17 protein-coding genes are annotated in these 17,228 nt (G+C 45.4%); 13 read left to right on the top strand and 4 right to left on the bottom strand.

The features are described 5' to 3' along the window. Window positions 1-172 precede the first annotated feature (172 nt). Window positions 173-823: a glutathione S-transferase gene (locus sps_RS06910; protein ID WP_077751865.1), complete on the bottom strand. Its 651-nt coding sequence runs from the start codon at window positions 821-823 to the stop codon at window positions 173-175. Window positions 824-1,081: 258 nt separating this feature from the next. On the opposite strand from sps_RS06910, the gene trhO reads away from it, so the two are divergent. Continuing rightward, the gene (gene trhO, locus sps_RS06905; protein WP_077755578.1) at window positions 1,082-2,068 is read left to right on the top strand and encodes an oxygen-dependent tRNA uridine(34) hydroxylase TrhO; all 987 of its coding nucleotides are present in this window, start codon (window positions 1,082-1,084) and stop codon (window positions 2,066-2,068) included. Window positions 2,069-2,200: 132 nt separating this feature from the next. Here trhO and sps_RS06900 read toward each other — a convergent pair whose 3' ends face one another. Further along, window positions 2,201-2,995, bottom strand: a complete 795-nt coding sequence (locus tag sps_RS06900; protein WP_077751864.1) for a slipin family protein — start codon at window positions 2,993-2,995, stop codon at window positions 2,201-2,203. After that, on the bottom strand, window positions 2,995-4,440 hold the full coding sequence (locus sps_RS06895; protein ID WP_077751863.1) for an NfeD family protein: 1,446 nt from the start codon (window positions 4,438-4,440) through the stop codon (window positions 2,995-2,997). The genes sps_RS06900 and sps_RS06895 overlap by 1 nt, the downstream gene beginning before the upstream one ends. Window positions 4,441-4,645: 205 nt before the next feature. Between sps_RS06895 and sps_RS06890 the strand changes: the two genes are divergently transcribed. The 6 genes from sps_RS06890 to sps_RS06865 all read left to right on the top strand — a co-directional run bounded on the left by sps_RS06890 (window position 4,646) and on the right by sps_RS06865 (window position 9,517). Then, entirely contained in the window at window positions 4,646-5,182 is a 537-nt protein-coding gene (locus tag sps_RS06890) for an aminoacyl-tRNA deacylase (protein ID WP_077751862.1), read from the top strand. A 293-nt stretch (window positions 5,183-5,475) separates the two neighbouring features. Further along, window positions 5,476-6,861, top strand: a complete 1,386-nt coding sequence (yegD, locus tag sps_RS06885; protein ID WP_077751861.1) for a molecular chaperone — start codon at window positions 5,476-5,478, stop codon at window positions 6,859-6,861. After that, complete coding sequence (locus sps_RS06880; RefSeq protein WP_237158010.1) at window positions 6,858-7,370, top strand: CreA family protein; 513 nt, start codon at window positions 6,858-6,860, stop codon at window positions 7,368-7,370. Before yegD ends, sps_RS06880 begins: the two co-directional genes overlap by 4 nt. A gap of 370 nt (window positions 7,371-7,740) precedes the next feature. Next, window positions 7,741-8,058: a YciI family protein gene (locus sps_RS06875; protein WP_077751860.1), complete on the top strand. Its 318-nt coding sequence runs from the start codon at window positions 7,741-7,743 to the stop codon at window positions 8,056-8,058. A gap of 40 nt (window positions 8,059-8,098) precedes the next feature. After that, a complete protein-coding gene (locus tag sps_RS06870) occupies window positions 8,099-8,551 on the top strand; it encodes a GNAT family N-acetyltransferase (RefSeq protein ID WP_077751859.1) in 453 nt (150 codons plus the stop codon). 72 nt (window positions 8,552-8,623) lie between these two features. Next, window positions 8,624-9,517 carry a sulfurtransferase gene (locus tag sps_RS06865; protein ID WP_077751858.1) on the top strand — a complete coding sequence of 298 codons (894 nt, stop codon included), beginning with the start codon at window positions 8,624-8,626 and terminating at the stop codon, window positions 9,515-9,517. An 89-nt stretch (window positions 9,518-9,606) separates the two neighbouring features. Here sps_RS06865 and metG read toward each other — a convergent pair whose 3' ends face one another. After that, window positions 9,607-11,691, bottom strand: coding sequence for a methionine--tRNA ligase (gene metG / locus sps_RS06860; protein WP_077751857.1), 2,085 nt, complete (start codon window positions 11,689-11,691; stop codon window positions 9,607-9,609). A 160-nt stretch (window positions 11,692-11,851) separates the two neighbouring features. On the opposite strand from metG, the gene apbC reads away from it, so the two are divergent. From apbC to holB, 6 genes are all read left to right on the top strand, one after another. Continuing rightward, entirely contained in the window at window positions 11,852-12,967 is a 1,116-nt protein-coding gene (apbC, locus tag sps_RS06855; protein ID WP_077751856.1) for an iron-sulfur cluster carrier protein ApbC, read from the top strand. Between the two features lie 9 nt (window positions 12,968-12,976). Continuing rightward, window positions 12,977-13,612, top strand: coding sequence for a uridine kinase (gene udk / locus sps_RS06850; RefSeq protein WP_077751855.1), 636 nt, complete (start codon window positions 12,977-12,979; stop codon window positions 13,610-13,612). A gap of 237 nt (window positions 13,613-13,849) precedes the next feature. Beyond that, window positions 13,850-14,677 (top strand): aminodeoxychorismate lyase, encoded by an 828-nt coding sequence (gene pabC, locus sps_RS06845; protein WP_077751854.1) that lies wholly within the window; start codon window positions 13,850-13,852, stop codon window positions 14,675-14,677. Continuing rightward, the gene (gene mltG, locus sps_RS06840) at window positions 14,674-15,681 is read left to right on the top strand and encodes an endolytic transglycosylase MltG (RefSeq protein ID WP_077751853.1); all 1,008 of its coding nucleotides are present in this window, start codon (window positions 14,674-14,676) and stop codon (window positions 15,679-15,681) included. The genes pabC and mltG overlap by 4 nt, the downstream gene beginning before the upstream one ends. Next, window positions 15,678-16,310, top strand: a complete 633-nt coding sequence (tmk, locus tag sps_RS06835) for a dTMP kinase (RefSeq protein ID WP_077751852.1) — start codon at window positions 15,678-15,680, stop codon at window positions 16,308-16,310. Before mltG ends, tmk begins: the two co-directional genes overlap by 4 nt. Further along, window positions 16,310-17,224 (top strand): DNA polymerase III subunit delta', encoded by a 915-nt coding sequence (gene holB / locus sps_RS06830; protein WP_077751851.1) that lies wholly within the window; start codon window positions 16,310-16,312, stop codon window positions 17,222-17,224. Before tmk ends, holB begins: the two co-directional genes overlap by 1 nt. The last annotated feature ends 4 nt before the right edge of the window (window positions 17,225-17,228 follow it).

Below are 17,228 nucleotides of genomic sequence, written 5' to 3'. Positions count from 1 at the left end.
TGTCCCGCACAAAACCAAGCTTTCATATAGGGATTGGGCTTTTCGCTTGTATTCATAAGGTATGTGATAGGCGAATTTACTTGGCTAACGGGGTTAATTGTCCATGTCATGGTATTTTCCTCTTAGTAATTTCCATACCAGTTGATTGCTTGTCGAAATTCGGAGCTGTCATTTATTGTCCAAATTGAAAAGATTCACCGCTATCCAGCCAGGTTGGATATTTCTTCATAATATTGGAAAATATTGCGCCTTCAAGGTGATCGGCTAACCAAGCTTGCACGTTTGGGTAGGGAGCCTGGCTGAACCAAGTGCTGTCGACCCCGGCAAATTGGCGAATAAACGGGAAGATGGCAAAATCGGCGATACTGGCAGAATCGCTTAACAGCTGCTGATTTTTCCCTAACAAGTGTTCAAGTTGAGCGATAAACTTTTCGCCTTCAGTGCGGTAAAAAATTTCACTCTGCTCTGGGTTCCTATCGGCATATTTATACTTATCCAACCAAGATTTAAACTCATTATCATTACTATCAATTAATGCTTTAGCTTGCTCTTGCCGCTGAGGCTGGTCTGCTAGTAAGAGGTTGTGAGGATCGTTCAGGCTCAGTGCCCAGCGCATGATGTCCAGACTCTCATCTATAATATTGCCATCTTGCAAGATAAGTACGGGAACTGTGCCTTTAGGTGAAGCGGCTAACATGGGCTCGGGTTTATGTTTAAGGATTATTTCACGTAAAGAGACAGGTGTCTGCGAAAGTAAAATGCCTAAACGGGCGCGCATGGCATAGGGGCAACGTCTGAAAGAATAGAGGGTGGGTAAAGACATAGGTGTTATTTCATCTTATGAATGCTTATGTCAGTTATTCTTAACCGTCAGAATAGAAATAACAACGAATAAAACGGTGGTGAAGGGGAAAGCGGGTGAAAATTAGCACTTTATGAATAAGCTTACTTTTTACCTGTTTTTTGGAGTGTGACTCAGGTAGAATTCGTCGCGATTTTGTTACTTGGCTCAAACCTGAGTCCGGTTGTTACTATTTATGATGCGCTGGAGATTAAGCTCCTGCCAGCATTTGAGGTTGATATGTCCCAAGTTGTCGTTTGTGCCCTATATAAGTTTGTTTCTCTGCCACATTTTGAATCTATTCAAAAGCCTTTGCTTAATGTCATGATTGATAAAGACATCAAGGGCACCTTATTACTGGCCAGCGAAGGCATTAATGGTACGGTTGCTGGTTCTCAAGACGCTATAGATGACCTGCTCAATTGGTTGAATACTCAGCCGGGCTTAGACAATATCGTGCATAAGCTGTCTTTCGATGATGATATGCCGTTTTATCGCACCAAAGTAAAATTAAAGAAAGAGATTGTGACCATGGGTGTCGAAGGCATAGATCCCCTTAAAGTCGTAGGCACTTATGTGAAGCCTCAAGACTGGAACGCATTAATTTCAGATCCCGACGTCATCTTAGTCGATACCCGCAACGAATATGAGGTGCAGATTGGTACCTTCAAGAATGCGGTCGATCCGAAGACAAATACATTTCGCGAATTTCCAGCATACGTAAAAGAGAATTTAGACCCGAGCAAACATAAGAAGATCGCCATGTTCTGTACTGGCGGGATCCGTTGTGAAAAGTCGACGGCTTATTTGAAAGAGCAAGGCTTCGATGAGGTATATCACCTAGAAGGCGGTGTGCTTAAGTATCTGGAAGAAATTAAGCAGGAAGAGAGTCTGTGGCAAGGCGAATGCTTTGTTTTCGATAATCGCGTTGCGGTTAACCATGATTTGGAAAAAGGTCAGTATGACCAGTGTAACGCCTGTCGTATGCCTATCACTGAGAGTGAGAAAGCCAGCGAAGCTTATGTTCAGGGTGTTAGCTGTCCTCATTGCATCGACTCTATCTCTGATAAGCAACGTCAGCGTTTTGAAGAGCGTGAACGTCAGATGCAGCTCGCCGAGAAGCGTGGTGAAGCTCATATCGGCAGTGACGTTAAGTCGGTGATTCAAATACGCCGTAGTGAGAAAGAGAGCTTGAAGCAAGCTCAGCTGGAACTGAATAAAAAATAAATCAATATGGCGTAGTTACTACTACTTGCTATAGTTAATTGGCATTTCGAGCTTATTAACCCTGTATCGGGCGATTAATACCTCTTTTTATTGGCTAGACTCTACTTACTGCAGATATTGCTCAAGCCCTAATTAGTCATCAGCCTTCTTTTTTTGACCTTCGGTATTTTTTTTCATGACTCCCTGTAATAACTCCATGGGAAGAGGAAACAGTATGGTCGAATTCTTTTCGCTAGCGATTTCTGTTAAGGTTTGCAAATATCTGAGTAAGATGGCGTTGGGTTCTTCCGCCAGTTTACAGGCGGCTTCCACTAGCTTAGCGGAGGCTTCCATCTCTCCTGAGGCGTGAATCACCTTGGCTCTTCTGGTACGTTCGGCTTCAGCCTGTCTAGCTATGGCCCTGACCATGGTTTCATTAAGATCAACATGCTTAATTTCAACATTAGACACCTTTATTCCCCAACCGTCGGTACGGCTGTCGAGAATGCTCTGAATGTCGGTATTGAGCATCTCTCTATTGGCTAGCATCTCATCGAGTTCATGTTGTCCAAGAACAGATCTCAGTGTGGTTTGAGCCAGTTGGGAGGTAGCTTGCAGATAGTCCTCCACATTGATAATGGCTTTTTGAGAGTCCAACACCCGAAAATAGATCACGGCGTTGACTCTGACTGATACGTTGTCTCTGCTGATCACATCTTGGGTTGGTACATCCATCACTATGGTTCTGAGATCGACCCTGACCATCTGTTGGATGATGGGAATGACTATGATTAGTCCCGGGCCCTTGACCCGGTAAAAGCGTCCGAGCAGGAAGATAACCCCGCGTTCATACTCCCTTAAAATTCGAAAGGCGCTGAGTATAATTGCAAAAATCAGCACCAGTACGGCTAAGCCAAACATGGCGCCACTGGGCAAGATGGGATCCATTATTTTTCTCCTTCTGCTTCGATGTTTTTGTTAGGGCTAGAGTTAGGGGCAAGTTTGTTGTCAATTGCTCGACCAAGTATCAGGGTTAAATTGTCGACCTGCTCCACCTTAACCAGCTGATTTTTTTGTAGGGGGCTATCAGATTTCGCCGCCCAACGTTCGCCGTCAAGTAAGACAAATCCTTCGTCGATAAAATCTTCCAATACTGTGGCTTCAGCCCCTACGATGGCTTCTTGACCGCTGACCACCTTGTTATGCCGTGAACGCCAGAGATAGCCTAGGCAGAAGATCGCAAAACCTGCACTGACGCAGGTGAAGGCTGCGATAACGGGGAGGGAGATCTGAAAGTCTGCATTTTTTGTATCGATAAGAAACACTGAGCCCAATGCAAAAGCGATAACGCCGCCGATGCCGAAAATGCCGAAACTGGGCATCATGGCTTCGGCGATCATCAAGCCTATGCCTAACAGGAGCAGGAGCAAACCGGCATAATTAACCGGTAACATCTGAAAGGCGTACATAGCGATAACCAGTGCGATAGCACCAGTGACGCCTGCCACGCCTATGCCTGGGCTGTAAAACTCTAGAATAAGGCCGTAGACACCGATTAACATGAGAATGTAGGCGATATTAGGGTTAGTGATCGTGGCTATAAATTGGTTGCGCCAGTCTGGCTGTATTGGAGTCAATTTGGCCTTTGATAGCTCAAGTCGGTGAGGATTCTGGTTGATGTCCACCTCCCACCCATCGAGCTGTTTAATTAAGTCAGCTGTAGAGTTTGAGATAAGATTAATAACATTTTTCTCTAAGGCTTCCTGGGCGGTTAAGGTCGCGGCTTCTTTGACTGCTAGCTCGGCCCACTCTTCGTTGCGGCTACGCAACTGAGCCAGAGAGCGAATATAAGCGATTGAGTCATTGAGGATCTTCTTTTCCATGGCTGAGGGTGAGCTTGCCTTATTATTGTCCTTGTCTTGAGGGGCTCCTTTGGGAGAACCGCCTATGCTGACGGGGGTTGCGGCCCCTAGAGTGGTCGCCTGTGCCATGGCGGCAATATGACAAGCATACAAGATATAAGTACCCGCACTGGCGGCTCTGGCACCAGCAGGATGAACAAGGCAGGCGATGGGAACTTGAGAGTTAAGTATGGCTTGATTGATGTCACGCAAACTCGATACTAAGCCTCCGGGAGTATCTATGATAATGATGATCAGAGGCGCGTCGTTTCGGTTTGCGATAGCCATCTCAGTGGTTAAGTAATCGCTGATGGCGGGACCTATGGCACCTTTAATGGTAAGTACCGGGATTTTAGGTGCAGTATTGGTTTGTGTCTGTGATGAAGTATCGCTGATGGCGAGGGATGAAGGTGTAATAAATAACAGAAAAAACAATGCAATAGAAAGTATTGCATATATAGACTCGGTTATCGTTCGAAAGCGGATCATCATAAGGGAACTTCACAGCCATTATTGTAAAGTCTAGCCAAAATAATTTGTGTCTGCTTAATGATATTGCGATGAGTGAATTGACTCGGATTTAACTATACTAAAAGAACGGATTCATCATCGACTTTGACTTGGAAGTAACGTTAACGGGTGCTGTCTTTATTGCAGGTTGGTGGTTTAACGTCTCGACTCGGTCAAGGAGGCATATATGGGTATCGCGATCACTCTGGCATCATTTCTTAATCACAATAAGGTCGAATATTCCATCGTCAAACATCGTAAGACCCTCTCTTCGCTGGATTCCTCCGCATCGGCTCATATTCCCAGTGCTCAGGTCATAAAAGCCGTGTTGCTGGTTAATGGGGAGGGCGATTACATGTTAGCAGGCATAGGTTCTGGTCACAGGTTATCGGTATTAAAGGTGAGTGAGTTAATGGGAGAGGTGTATCAGCTAGCCGATGAGCAAGACTTACAAGTGCTGTTTCATGATTGTGCTAAAGGGGCTATTCCCGGGTTAGCCGAAGCCTATGGCATTAAGATGATGCTAGATAAGCGACTCATCGATGAAGATATGGTGTATATCGAAGCTGGCGATCATTGTCATTTGATCAAGATTAGGCATCTGCAATATACGCCTCTGCTCTCGGGGACGCTACTGGCCGATCTTATTGGTGAACCTATAGGCACACCTAAATTTGGCGATTATGATAACTGCTATGATAAAACTTACGAAAACAGTTTCTAATCACTTCTGACACTGGAGTGGTTTAGTGAGAGAGCCGTAAGCTTATTAGCTCAACATTAACTTCCCGCCCTTGAAGTTGATGCCTGTTTTAGTGCCTGTGCATGTTATCTGTTTTGGGAGCGCATCTTTGCTAGCATTTTATGCGCAAGAGTACGGTGAATGACTGACAAACTCATCGATAAGCTTAAATACGCTTTTTACTCCTCACAATCTGTGGTATTTTTCACGGCTTTTTATCTTTATCTGTTAATTCTTACTGTTTAACCGATCATTTAAATTTTTGGGGCGAGTGAATGTTTGTTGGTTTTGATTATGGCAGTGCCAACTGTGCCATAGGTGTCATGGATGAAAACGAAGTACGATTACTACCTTTGTCGGCAGATTCCAAATATCTGACCTCAACGCTTTATGCGCTCGACAGGGAGCTTATAGCCGAAGCTGTGTACCAACAGATGCCGCAGCATTTAAGAGCCGATTTTGCTAAATTACGTGGTGCTCAGTTTAGCCGAGCACAACAAGCGCGTCGTGAATTAGATCTCGATAGGGATGAGCAAGCGGTATTTGTTGGCGAACAAGCAGTCAAGGCTTACTTAGACATGCCCGAAGAGGGATTTTATGTCCGTTCGCCAAAATCATTTTTGGGTGCCAGTGGACTGAGAGTCGATCAGGTGGCATTGTTTGAAGATATCGTCACCATGATGATGCTACATGTAAAGTCGATCGCCGAGTCGGATACAGGGCTCAATAATAAAGGTGTGATAACCCATGCCGTTATTGGCAGGCCTGTTAATTTTCAGGCCATAGGTGGTGAGGAAAGCAATCTACAGGCCGAGTCCATATTAAGACTCGCGGCTAAACGTGCCGGATTTACCGATGTCGATTTTCTGTTTGAACCTCTGGCCGCTGGCATGGATTATGAGGCGAACCTCACTGAAGATAAAGTTGTGCTGGTGGTTGATGTTGGTGGCGGAACCACAGATTGCTCTGTGGTGCGAATGGGACCATCACATATAAATGCGAGTCAACGTAGTCAGGATTTCTTAGGTCACAGCGGGCAAAGAGTAGGCGGTAATGATTTAGATATCGCGTTATCGATGAAAGCTTTCATGAGGCACCTAGGTTTAGGCTGCCACATGGTTAACGGCCTTCCTGTGCCGAGTAAACCATTCTGGAATGCCGTAGCAGTCAATGATATTAGCGCCCAGCGTGACTTTGTTTCTCTGAGTTCGCGGAAATTGATTGAAGAATTGATTCAAGATGCCGAAAAACCAGAGTTACTTAAAAGGTTACTCAAGGTTCAGCAAGAGCAGTTAGGTTATCGTATTGTCCGTAGTGCTGAGCGAGCCAAGATTGGGTTAACAGATGCTGATTTGATTACTTCAAATTTAGATTATATCTGTCCACAGCTTAATGCCCCTGTGAGTCGAGAATTATTTCGTGAGGCGATTGCCGTGCCCAGTGCCAAAATACAGGCCTTGATGCAGCAAGCACTTAATGTCGCTGGTGTGTCACCGGATGTAATTTATGTGACTGGCGGTACCGCCAGGAGCCCGGCCATCTACGATAAAATAGCGGGCTTGCATCCGGAGATCCCCATAGTGGTGGGCGATCACTTCGGCAGTGTTACGGCAGGATTAACTCGCTGGGCACAAAGAGTATTTAAAGAGGAGAAAAAATGAAAATTGGAAATCAGTTTGGTACTCCACTCATCAAAGCGTCTGGAAAATTAATAGCAGCAGGATTTATTTTGTTTGGTTTAACAGCTTGTGGCGGCGATGATGTCGGCAAGGTTAGTCTGGGCTTGTTTACCACTAAAGATGTGATTATCGATGCCCGTCACGATCCAAAACTCCCAGGTGTCACTTGCCATATTAGCCGCATAGAAGCAAATCTGAGTCTAGCGGATCCATCGGATATGAGCATATCTTGTCGTCAGACAGGGCCGATATCGGCGCAAGATATTGCGGGCATAGATAAGAGTAAGAATGGTGAAATCATCTTTAAACAATCATTGAGCATTTTGTTTAAATCATTGAAAGTGCGCCGAATATACGATGCCGAAAACCAAACGTTATTGTACCTTTCATATTCAACCAAAGAGACGGAAGGCAGCCATAAGCATGCCTTATCAACCGTGCCATTGTATAACACAGGCGCATGGCAGGCCTCTGGAGTCCCTGTTCAATAGGGAATTAAAGCTGTGACAGGTTTTGGCGTCATGCTTTTTAGTTCAGGGTGTCAAACCTGTACAGCTTTCTGCAGTGGTTGTCTTTCTATTCACCGATATTTTTAGGGTTCCCCTTCGTGGACTCCATGAAGGGATCTACTTACTTGGTCGCTCTTTTTTTCATTGGTCTGACTGATTATTTACTGATGCTGTGGTAGAGCCCTATATATTTTGCAACCACTATCAATCGAAGAACTCAGTTTGAAGACTCGTGTTCGGCCTCGGGGTATTTAAGTGCTTTTAGATTGTGAAATGAGTGGGTCTGGCCGCTTTTTCTTTGATGCTTTTTATACTAGAGTGAGTAGCTTAACGTTCATGGAAGGAGTTCGATATGCCTCAGTATATGATCAGCTATCTTGGCGGAAATCAGCCAGCGACACCTGAAGAGGGTAAGCAGCATTTTGAAAAGTATAAGGCCTGGTTAGCTTCACTGGGAAGTGCAGCGCTGAGTCCTGCAAATCCTTTGAAACAGGTTCATACCGTTAACCCTGATGGCTCGGTGACCAGTGGTGGTATAACGGGTATGTCAGGGTTTACGCTTATTCAAGTTGAATCCATGGAGGAGGCGTTGGGCCATGCGAAAGCTTGTCCCTTTCTTGACATTGATGGCTCCTTAGAAGTATCAGAGCTGGTTCAGATGAAGATGTAATGATATGAAGAGATTAAATACTCTATGTTCCAATAGTACCATGAAAATAGAGCTTGTTACTAACACTGACCATGAAGAACTCCTAAGGGTTTGGGAGGCCTCGGTGCGTCAGAGCCATGACTTCTTGAGTGAGCAAGATATTGCTGCTTTGAAGCCATTAATTTTGGCTCACTATTTCGATGCCGTCGATTTACGCTGCGTCAAAGACATCGCCGGGAACATCCTGGGGTTTTGTGGGGTTGCCGATGGTAATATTGAGATGCTCTTCATCGCGCCTGATAATATGGGCAGCGGCGTAGGCACTGCACTGGTAGCATATGCGGTTAAGTATCAGGGCGCAACCAAGGTGGATGTCAACGAACAAAACCCTCAAGCCTTAGGCTTTTACCAACATATTGGTTTTAAGCGTGTGGGGCGTTCATCAACTGATAGTCAAGGTAAGCCGTTCCCTTTGTTGCATATGGCTCTTGGTCAAGTTGATGCGTTTATCTAAAGGCACAATTTATCGCTCAGACATCCATTCGGATATCTGTTTACTGCTCAGATTAGATAAAAGAAGAGTTAAATGAAACAATGTACTAATCCCCCACTGGTCACAACACAGTGGCTCGAACAAAACTTGGATAATGATAAGCTCATTTTACTCGATGCGAGCATGGAAAAGGTCGTAGGTAAATCACCTATCATCTATGACACATTCAGCTGTATTCCTGGTGCTAAGAAACTCGATCTTGAAAATGAACTTTGCGATCTGACATCGAACCAAACCCATGCATTCCCAACAGCACAGCAGTTTATTGAAATTACCTCTGGCTTAGGGATCTCTCAGGAAAGTTTGGTGGTTATTTATGACAATCAAGGCATTTACTCATCTCCTCGAGCCTGGTGGATTTTTAAGGTGATGGGATTTATTAATGTCTATGTGCTCAATGGGGGGTTACCCCAATGGTTAGCCGAAGGCAGAGCGACTGCTCATCGTTTTTCACCTTCAGATAGAGCGGATTCAACTTTAGCCGATTCTGTTATAAATTCTGTTATAAATCGTCCCTGTCAGCTTAGGCTTGAAGTGCAAGATACTTGGGTATGTGAGTCAAGTTACCTGCTCGATAAGCTGTCAGATAAACAAGTCAGCATTTTTGATGCTCGGGGCGCGGCGCGTTTCTCTGGAACAGCACCTGAGCCAAGAGAAGGCGTACGTAGCGGCCATATACCAAACTCGGTCAATTTGCCTTTTTCTCAAGTCTTAGATGGTCATTGCCTAAAAAGCACTGAGGAACTGCAACGGGTTTTTACTGGGCTTGCAAATGAGCAAGACATTCAGCGCATTTTCAGCTGTGGCTCAGGTATCACCGCCTGTATCTTGATTTTGGCGTCGGTAGAGGCGGGTTATCAGCGCAATGTCCTTTATGACGGATCTTGGGCTGAGTGGGGCAGTGATAGTAAACTGCCGATAGAGTAAGCCCTACTGGTAGAAGTTCATTCCAGGACAAGACAGATAAAACAAAAAGGCCGCACTGAGTGCGGCCTTTTTTGGACATGGCGTTAAGTTTACTTAACCCGCATACCTGGCTGGGCACCTTCATGTGGCTCTAAGATCCACAGATCTTTACCACCAGGGCCTGCTGCCAGTACCATGCCTTCTGACATGCCAAAACGCATCTTACGTGGTGCCAGATTGGCCACCACCACGGTTAGTTTGCCTTCCAACTCTTCAGGAGAATAGGCTGACTTTATTCCGGCAAATACTTGTTTAGTCTCGCCGCCTAAATCCAGCTGAAGTTTAAGTAGCTTATTCGCTTCGGGGACATGCTCAGCTTTTGCGATACGAGCGATACGCAGGTCGATTTTGGCAAAATCTTCGAAGCTTATCTCTTCCGAGATTGGATCGCTTTCTAAGTGGTTGCCACTCGCTAGTGCAGCATTAGACTCCGCTTTACTTGCTGTTGCTACACTATCGGATTTCTTCGGCGCATCGGTCGTAGCAAGCAAATTATCTTTAGACGCTTCTATGATAGCTTCGATACTTTTCATATCAACCCTTTGCATCAGGGCTTTAAATTTGGCTATCTCGTGTCCTGCAAGATCGGCATTCAAGTTATCCCAAGTAATAGGGAACTGCAGGAAGGCCTCAACATCGTCTGCTAATTTGGGCAGTACAGGCTTGAGGTAAGTCACAAGGATACGGAACAAGTTAAGTGCGTTAGAGCAAACCTGATGGGCTTCCTCTTGCTTATCTTCTTGCTTGATCAGCTGCCAAGGTGCCGCTTCAGCGACATAAGCATTAGCCATATCGGCCAGTGCCATGATCTCACGCATGGCCTTACCGAATTCACGACCCTCGTAGAGCTCAGCAATAGTGTCTTGCTTACCTAAGAAGGCTTGCTCCAGACTCGTGTCGGCAACCTTAGCCAGTTTTCCATCGAAGCGTTTACTGATAAAACCTGCGGTACGTGATGCTAAGTTGACGAGTTTACCCACTAGATCTGAGTTGACACGCTGAGCGAAATCTTCGAGGTTAAGATCGAGATCGTCGATGCGGTTGCTCAGTTTAGCGGCATAATAGTAACGTAGATACTCAGGATCTAAGTTATCGAGATAAGTACGAGCCTTGATGAAGGTGCCTTTAGACTTTGACATCTTAGCGCCATTGACCGTCACATAACCATGAGCAAAGACATTGTTCGGCTTACGGTATCCCGCACCTTCTAACATGGCTGGCCAGAATAAACTGTGGAAGTTGACTATATCTTTGCCTATGAAGTGGTAAACCTCGGCGGTTGAGTCTTTTGCCCAGAAGTCATCGAAGTTTAAGTCTTCACGTCTATCACACAGGTTTTTAAATGAGCCCATGTAACCGATAGGTGCATCTAGCCAGACGTAAAAATATTTACCCGGCGCATCTGGAATTTCGAAACCAAAATAAGGCGCATCACGGCTGATATCCCACTGTTGCAGGCCTTGTTCGAACCATTCATTTAGCTTGTTAGCAATTTCTTCTTGCAAGGCGCCTGAGCGGGTCCATTCTTTGAGCATGCCTTCAAAAGCGGGCAGGTCGAAGAAGAAGTGCTCGGAGTCTTTCATGATTGGCGTAGCACCTGAAACGGCAGACTTGGGGTTAATCATGTCCGTCGGACTGTAGGTTGCGCCACAGTTGTCGCAGTTATCACCGTACTGATCTTCGCTCTTACACTTAGGGCAAGTGCCTTTTACGAAACGATCGGGTAAGAACATAGACTTTTCAGGATCGAACAACTGAGAGATAGTGCGCGTTTTAATGTAACCTGAGTCGCGCAATTTGAGGTATATCTCACTGGCTAATTCACGGTTTTCAACGCTGTGGGTGCTGTGGAAATTGTCGAACTGAATATTGAAGTCAGCAAAATCCTGTTGATGCTCTTTATTTACTTGAGCAATCATCTCTTCTGGCTCTATGCCTAGCTGTTGAGCCTTGAGCATGATCGGCGTGCCATGGGCATCATCTGCACAGATATAGTGACACTCGTGGCCACGAAGCTTTTGGAATCGTGACCAGATATCAGTCTGGATATATTCGAGCATATGGCCCAAATGAATAGGTCCATTAGCGTAAGGAAGTGCACTGGTGACTAGGATTTTACGTTGTGAATTTGCCATCTTGTCTCAAAATCAGTTAAGGGCCCATAAAGAATGGCATAGATACTAACCGATCCTTCTGAGAGTTTCATTAAAAGGTGATTTAAGTGGGTTAAATCTACACGAATATTTACCCTGATTCTGGTACACTTGGGCAAATTATTTATAGGGGGTAGCACTTTTGTCTTCAGCTTCTCAGCAGTATCGTCTCAGTGACGATCTTCTCGGGCCTGTTTTGGCCATCTTAGACGCTTATCAAGATCCATATTTAGCACAAGGTTTAGTCAGTGCCGGGTGTGTTAACAAACTCGACATAGAGGGTAAGCGACTGCTTCTCGGCCTTGTATACCCTTACCCATGTATGACTCAATATCGCGATACTGTGATGGCCATAACCAAGAAGTTAGCCGTGTTAGATGCTATCGATGAAGTCGAGTGTGAAATCGATTTCCAGCCGGCTGCTATCTCCGCTATCGGTGCCGTTGAACCACTTGCGAATGTGAAGCAAGTGATTGCGGTAGCATCAGGTAAAGGTGGTGTGGGTAAATCGACGACCTCAGTTAACTTAGCTTTAGCACTAGCCGCTGAAGGTGCCAAGGTGGGCATTTTAGATGCCGATATTTATGGGCCTTCTATTCCTTTGATGTTGGGCGTTAGCGATTTTAAACCTGTGTCTCCCGACGGTAAGATGATGACGGCTGCAGAGGCTCATGGCATTGTGGCGCAATCGATTGGATTTATGCTTGGCCAAGAAGAGGCCGCTGTATGGCGTGGTCCAATGGCGGCTGGCGCACTCGCTCAGCTTCTCAATGAGACACAGTGGCCTGAACTCGATTACTTAATTATCGATATGCCGCCGGGAACGGGCGATATCCAGCTCACGCTGTCGCAGAAGGTACCCGTTACTGGTGCCGTTATCGTTACGACTCCCCAGGATATTGCCTTAGCCGATGCAAAAAAAGGCATCAACATGTTCCAGAAGGTCAATATTCCTGTACTGGGTATTGTCGAGAACATGAGTTTTCATGTTTGCAGTGAGTGTGGTCACAAGGAACATCCATTTGGCAGTCATGGCGGCAGCAAGATGGCCGAGCGTTACCATGTCCCCTTATTAGGTGAGTTACCACTTAAGCTCAACATACGTGAAGATGTAGATAAAGGCGTGCCAACGGTCGTTGCCGATCCCGATAGTGATGTTTCGGCTATCTATCGTGAGGTTGCTCGTAAAGTCGGTGCACAATTGGCGCTCACCAAAGTTACATCTAGTGTATCAATCAGTATTTCAGAAGACGAATAAGGTTTTAGCATGAATTCTCAGTGTGTCATCATAGGTATCGCAGGGGCCTCGGCCTCGGGTAAAAGTTTAATTGCAAAAACTATCTATGAGGAGCTGTGTCGAGATCTAGGCACAGATCAAATCGGAGTCATCGCCGAAGATGCTTATTATAACGATCAGAGCCACTTATCTATGGATGAGCGGGTACTGACTAATTACGATCATCCCAAGGCGTTAGATCACGAGCACTTGTGTCGTCATCTCAAAGCATTGAAGTCCGGTGAAGCGGTTGAGATCCCTATGTACAGCTACAGCGAGCATACGCGTATGGATGAGACGCTTAAAATGACACCGAAAAAGGTGATCATCTTAGAAGGGATCTTATTGCTTACCGACCCTAATTTACGCGACTTGATGGATGCCAGTGTGTTTATGGATACACCACTGGACATCTGTTTTATGCGTCGTTTGAAGCGTGACGTTGCCGAGCGTGGTCGCACCATGGAGTCTGTGATGTCTCAATATACAGAGACTGTTCGTCCTATGTTTCTGCAGTTTATCGAGCCGTCTAAACAACATGCCGACATTATCGTGCCTCGTGGCGGTAAGAACCGTATCGCGACCGATATTTTGAAGACTAGAATTCAACACCTTTTAGACAAATAGCTCGTTTTAAGACTGACCCTGCATCTTATTTATTCCTGGTAAGTTTAAACATATAAACGCCAGTGGAGTCAGTGTTGACGTTAAACTTGGCGACCATTTTCCTGTATTCTAGGATCATACTGCGCCTTTTATTGATCTTAGCGGTCTAACGGTAAGCGTAATTAGTCAAGCTAAGTAAACACGGCGCTGTAATGGTAAGGCAAGCATAGGTGTGGATGGTTAATAGATGGCAAACATATGACTGAACGACCAGCTAAAGTTTGGGTCAATGGCGAGTTTTATGGTCACATAGCCCCCTTAGATCGCGGCTTAGCTTATGGTGACGGACTTTTCGCGACGATGCGAATAGTACAAGGCAAGATTGCTTTCTTATCGGCGCACCTCGAAAGGTTAACGCAAGGAGCGAAACGTCTGGGGTTTTCTTGGTCTCCTTCCCTGAACCTAGTAACACAGCTTAAACACTTGGCTAAGACTGAAGTAACAGGCTGTTTAAAGCTGTTGTTGAGTCGCGGCACTGGAGGGCGAGGTTACGCCGCACCCGAGACCTGTGTGATAACTGAGGTTATTTCGCTTCATGCTATTCCTAGTCACTATTCAATTTGGCAACAAACCGGCATATCCCTCACATGTTCACCGATCAAGCTGTCTCAGCAACCGAGACTCGCAGGGATAAAACATCTCAATCGTCTCGAGCAGGTGTTGATTAAATCGGAAACTTTGCTAGTTGGCTATGAAGATTGGTTAGTGATCGATGGTCTGGATAATATTGTCGAGTCTTCCATGGCGAATTTATTTTTTGTCGCGGATAAGCATGTTGTCACTCCTTCAATATCGCACTCTGGTGTGGCCGGAGTGATGCGAGAGCAAGTCATCTATGCGCTGATCGAGGCTGGGTATGATGTTGAAGCTCGTCCTATCGCCTATTCACATTTGTGCCGTTACCAACATGTATTTATGACCAATAGCTTAGTCGGTATACTGGATATCAATAATGTCGATGATATTCACTTTACTCATGCCGATTTCACTCACGAGATAAGACGGGCTCTACACCTTACATTATGAAAAAAGTAATAATTACACTAACAGCTAGCTGCTTTGCCTTACTCACTCTTGCTGGAGGGCTGGGTATTTGGGGCTATAAAACGGTTATGGATTTTAGTCTTTCGCCCTTAAATATGACAGAACCACAGGAGCTAGTGTTGAAAAGGGGCACCTCTTTCTCATACTTAGTTTCAACATTAGAGCAAAGACAGATCATTAGCGAAGGCTGGAAATTAAAGGCTCTGGTTAAGTTAAAACCTGAATTGGCCAAGATCCGCTCCGGATTTTATGAGCTGCACCCAGGTGAATCTGTGGATGAGTTACTCACCAAATTAGTCAAAGGTGAAGAAAAGGTCTTTAGCGTGACCTTAATTGAAGGGCAAAATATCAAGGAGTGGACCCAAATACTCCAAGCTTTACCCCACAGCGAATATGATGAAGGTGTTTTTACTCAGGTCTTGAGTGACAACGGTGATGACTCAGGATTACCTGAAGGTAAGTTTTACCCTGATACCTATCATTATGTCGCTGGTGATAACATCCATTCAATCGTGCTGCAGAGTTACAATAAAATGCAGCAAGAGCTAAAGAAAGCTTGGGCTCAACGAGCGGAAGACCTGCCACTTAAATCTGCCTATGAATTGTTGATCATGGCATCCATTATAGAAAAAGAAACGGGTAAAGCCAGTGAGCGCCCATGGATCTCCGCCGTGTTTGCCAATCGACTCAACAAGGGCATGCGTCTACAAACTGATCCTACTGTGATATATGGCATGGGGGACAGTTATCAGGGCAATATCACACGTAAAGCGTTACGTGAACAGACGCCTTTTAACACTTACAGAATCAATGGTTTGACGCCGACTCCCATAGCGGCACCTAGCGGGGCATCTCTTATTGCTGCGGCGCAACCTGCCGATGTAAATTATCTGTATTTTGTGTCTAAAAATGATGGTAGTCATGTGTTTTCAAGAACCTTAATCGAGCACAATCGTGCCGTAAATAAATATCAGAGAAATCGATGAACAGAGAAAACAACAGCAAATTTATTGTTATCGAAGGATTAGAAGGCGCAGGCAAATCTAGCGCGATATCGCTTGTTGGTGATTTTATCGAGAAGCATACGGGTCAAGTGCCCGTGTGTACCCGTGAGCCCGGTGGGACACCACTCGCCGAACGTATGAGAGATCTGATTAAGGTTGCCGATGAAACGGATCCTTTGTGTGATGAAGCCGAGTGCCTATTGCTTTATGCTGCCAGAGCGCAATTGGTTGCTAATGTGATAAAGCCTGCTCTTAACAGTGGTTCTTGGGTGCTGGGCGACAGGCACAATCTTTCATCACTGGCCTACCAAGGTGGGGGGCGCGGTCTCATGTCCTTAGTTCAAGTTGTGAGCAAAGCGACATTAGGCGACTTTAAGCCAGATTTAACCATCTATTTAGATATTGACCCTGCACAAGGATTAAAGCGTGCAGCCAGTCGAGGCGAATTAGATAGAATAGAGAAGCAGGCGCTGAATTTTTTCGAACGAGCCAGGGCTACTTTCTTAGCTTTTGCTGAAGACGATGACACTATTGCCGTTATCGATGCCGGTCAGACTATGGCCGAGGTGCATAAAGACATCCTTGCTCTGTTACAGACTCAGGACTGGTAATGCAAAATATCTCCTGGCTTGGGGCTCCGGTAAGTGATTTTAGTCAACAGATAACGTCCGGATTGTTAGGCCATGCCTACCTGGTGGGTGTACATAAAGGCTATGGCGGCGAGGAGTTAACGCTTGCACTGGCGAAAGCTGCTCTGTGTCAGAGTCCGAGTGAACTAGGAGCCTGTGGTTTTTGTAAGGCTTGTCAGTTACTGGATGGGAATACTCATCCGGATCTCTATCGAATCATCGCCGACGGGAATCAGATTAAGGTTGATCAGATACGAGAGCTGTGTCAAAAACTGACGATGACATCGCAGCAAGGCGGCCGAAGAGTCGCGGTGATCTATCATAGTGAGAAGCTAAACCAGGCATCGGCCAATGCGTTGTTAAAAACACTGGAAGAGCCTGGAAAAGAGACTCTACTGCTATTGCAGTCAGATACCCCAGCCAGACTCATGGCGACGATCAAGAGTCGCTGTCTGCGAGTCCACTTTGAAACGCCATCTATGGAGGAGATCAAAGTTTGGTTATCGAAAGAGTCTGATTCTGCAACTGACGTGACCTGGTGCCTACCTGTGATGGGAGGCCCATTGGAGTTGGCTCTAGCGCTAGAAAGCGAACGATACAAGCAACTGCTACAATTTAGAAAAGACTGGGCTCAAAGTTTGTCCTCCGGTCACCTCTGTGCTAGTTTAATTAGTGTTAATGAAAAGCAAGCATCTGATGCACTTAAGGTTTTATACTTAATCTTGAGGCAAAAGTTAGTAAGACAGACAGATTTAGACGCATTGTTAAGAGTTAAAATAACGGAGTTTGGAATGAAGGTTATGGATACCTATCACAAGTTAAGTGTCATGCCGAATGTCAATTATTTAGCTCTTTTTAATGGTTTTATCTTAGAATATAATAAGTTAACGAGATAGCTGT

Origin of the sequence: Shewanella psychrophila, assembly GCF_002005305.1 — a bacterium.
GTDB classification, from domain to species: Bacteria; Pseudomonadota; Gammaproteobacteria; order Enterobacterales; family Shewanellaceae; genus Shewanella; species Shewanella psychrophila.
The sequence above is the reverse complement of the archived record's forward strand: the minus strand, read 5'-3'. Positions and strand labels throughout refer to the sequence as shown.

Coding starts and splice junctions, on each gene's coding strand:
- mltG (WP_077751853.1), top strand. CDS start 14,674: ATGAAAAAAGTAATAATTACACTAACAGCTAGCTGCTTTGCCTTACTC.
- sps_RS06910 (WP_077751865.1), bottom strand. CDS start 823: ATGTCTTTACCCACCCTCTATTCTTTCAGACGTTGCCCCTATGCCATG.
- udk (WP_077751855.1), top strand. CDS start 12,977: ATGAATTCTCAGTGTGTCATCATAGGTATCGCAGGGGCCTCGGCCTCG.
- sps_RS06870 (WP_077751859.1), top strand. CDS start 8,099: ATGAAAATAGAGCTTGTTACTAACACTGACCATGAAGAACTCCTAAGG.
- sps_RS06895 (WP_077751863.1), bottom strand. CDS start 4,440: ATGATGATCCGCTTTCGAACGATAACCGAGTCTATATATGCAATACTT.
- sps_RS06880 (WP_237158010.1), top strand. CDS start 6,858: ATGAAAATTGGAAATCAGTTTGGTACTCCACTCATCAAAGCGTCTGGA.
- sps_RS06875 (WP_077751860.1), top strand. CDS start 7,741: ATGCCTCAGTATATGATCAGCTATCTTGGCGGAAATCAGCCAGCGACA.
- metG (WP_077751857.1), bottom strand. CDS start 11,691: ATGGCAAATTCACAACGTAAAATCCTAGTCACCAGTGCACTTCCTTAC.
- yegD (WP_077751861.1), top strand. CDS start 5,476: ATGTTTGTTGGTTTTGATTATGGCAGTGCCAACTGTGCCATAGGTGTC.
- tmk (WP_077751852.1), top strand. CDS start 15,678: ATGAACAGAGAAAACAACAGCAAATTTATTGTTATCGAAGGATTAGAA.
- trhO (WP_077755578.1), top strand. CDS start 1,082: ATGTCCCAAGTTGTCGTTTGTGCCCTATATAAGTTTGTTTCTCTGCCA.
- sps_RS06900 (WP_077751864.1), bottom strand. CDS start 2,995: ATGGATCCCATCTTGCCCAGTGGCGCCATGTTTGGCTTAGCCGTACTG.
- sps_RS06865 (WP_077751858.1), top strand. CDS start 8,624: ATGAAACAATGTACTAATCCCCCACTGGTCACAACACAGTGGCTCGAA.
- sps_RS06890 (WP_077751862.1), top strand. CDS start 4,646: ATGGGTATCGCGATCACTCTGGCATCATTTCTTAATCACAATAAGGTC.
- holB (WP_077751851.1), top strand. CDS start 16,310: ATGCAAAATATCTCCTGGCTTGGGGCTCCGGTAAGTGATTTTAGTCAA.
- pabC (WP_077751854.1), top strand. CDS start 13,850: ATGACTGAACGACCAGCTAAAGTTTGGGTCAATGGCGAGTTTTATGGT.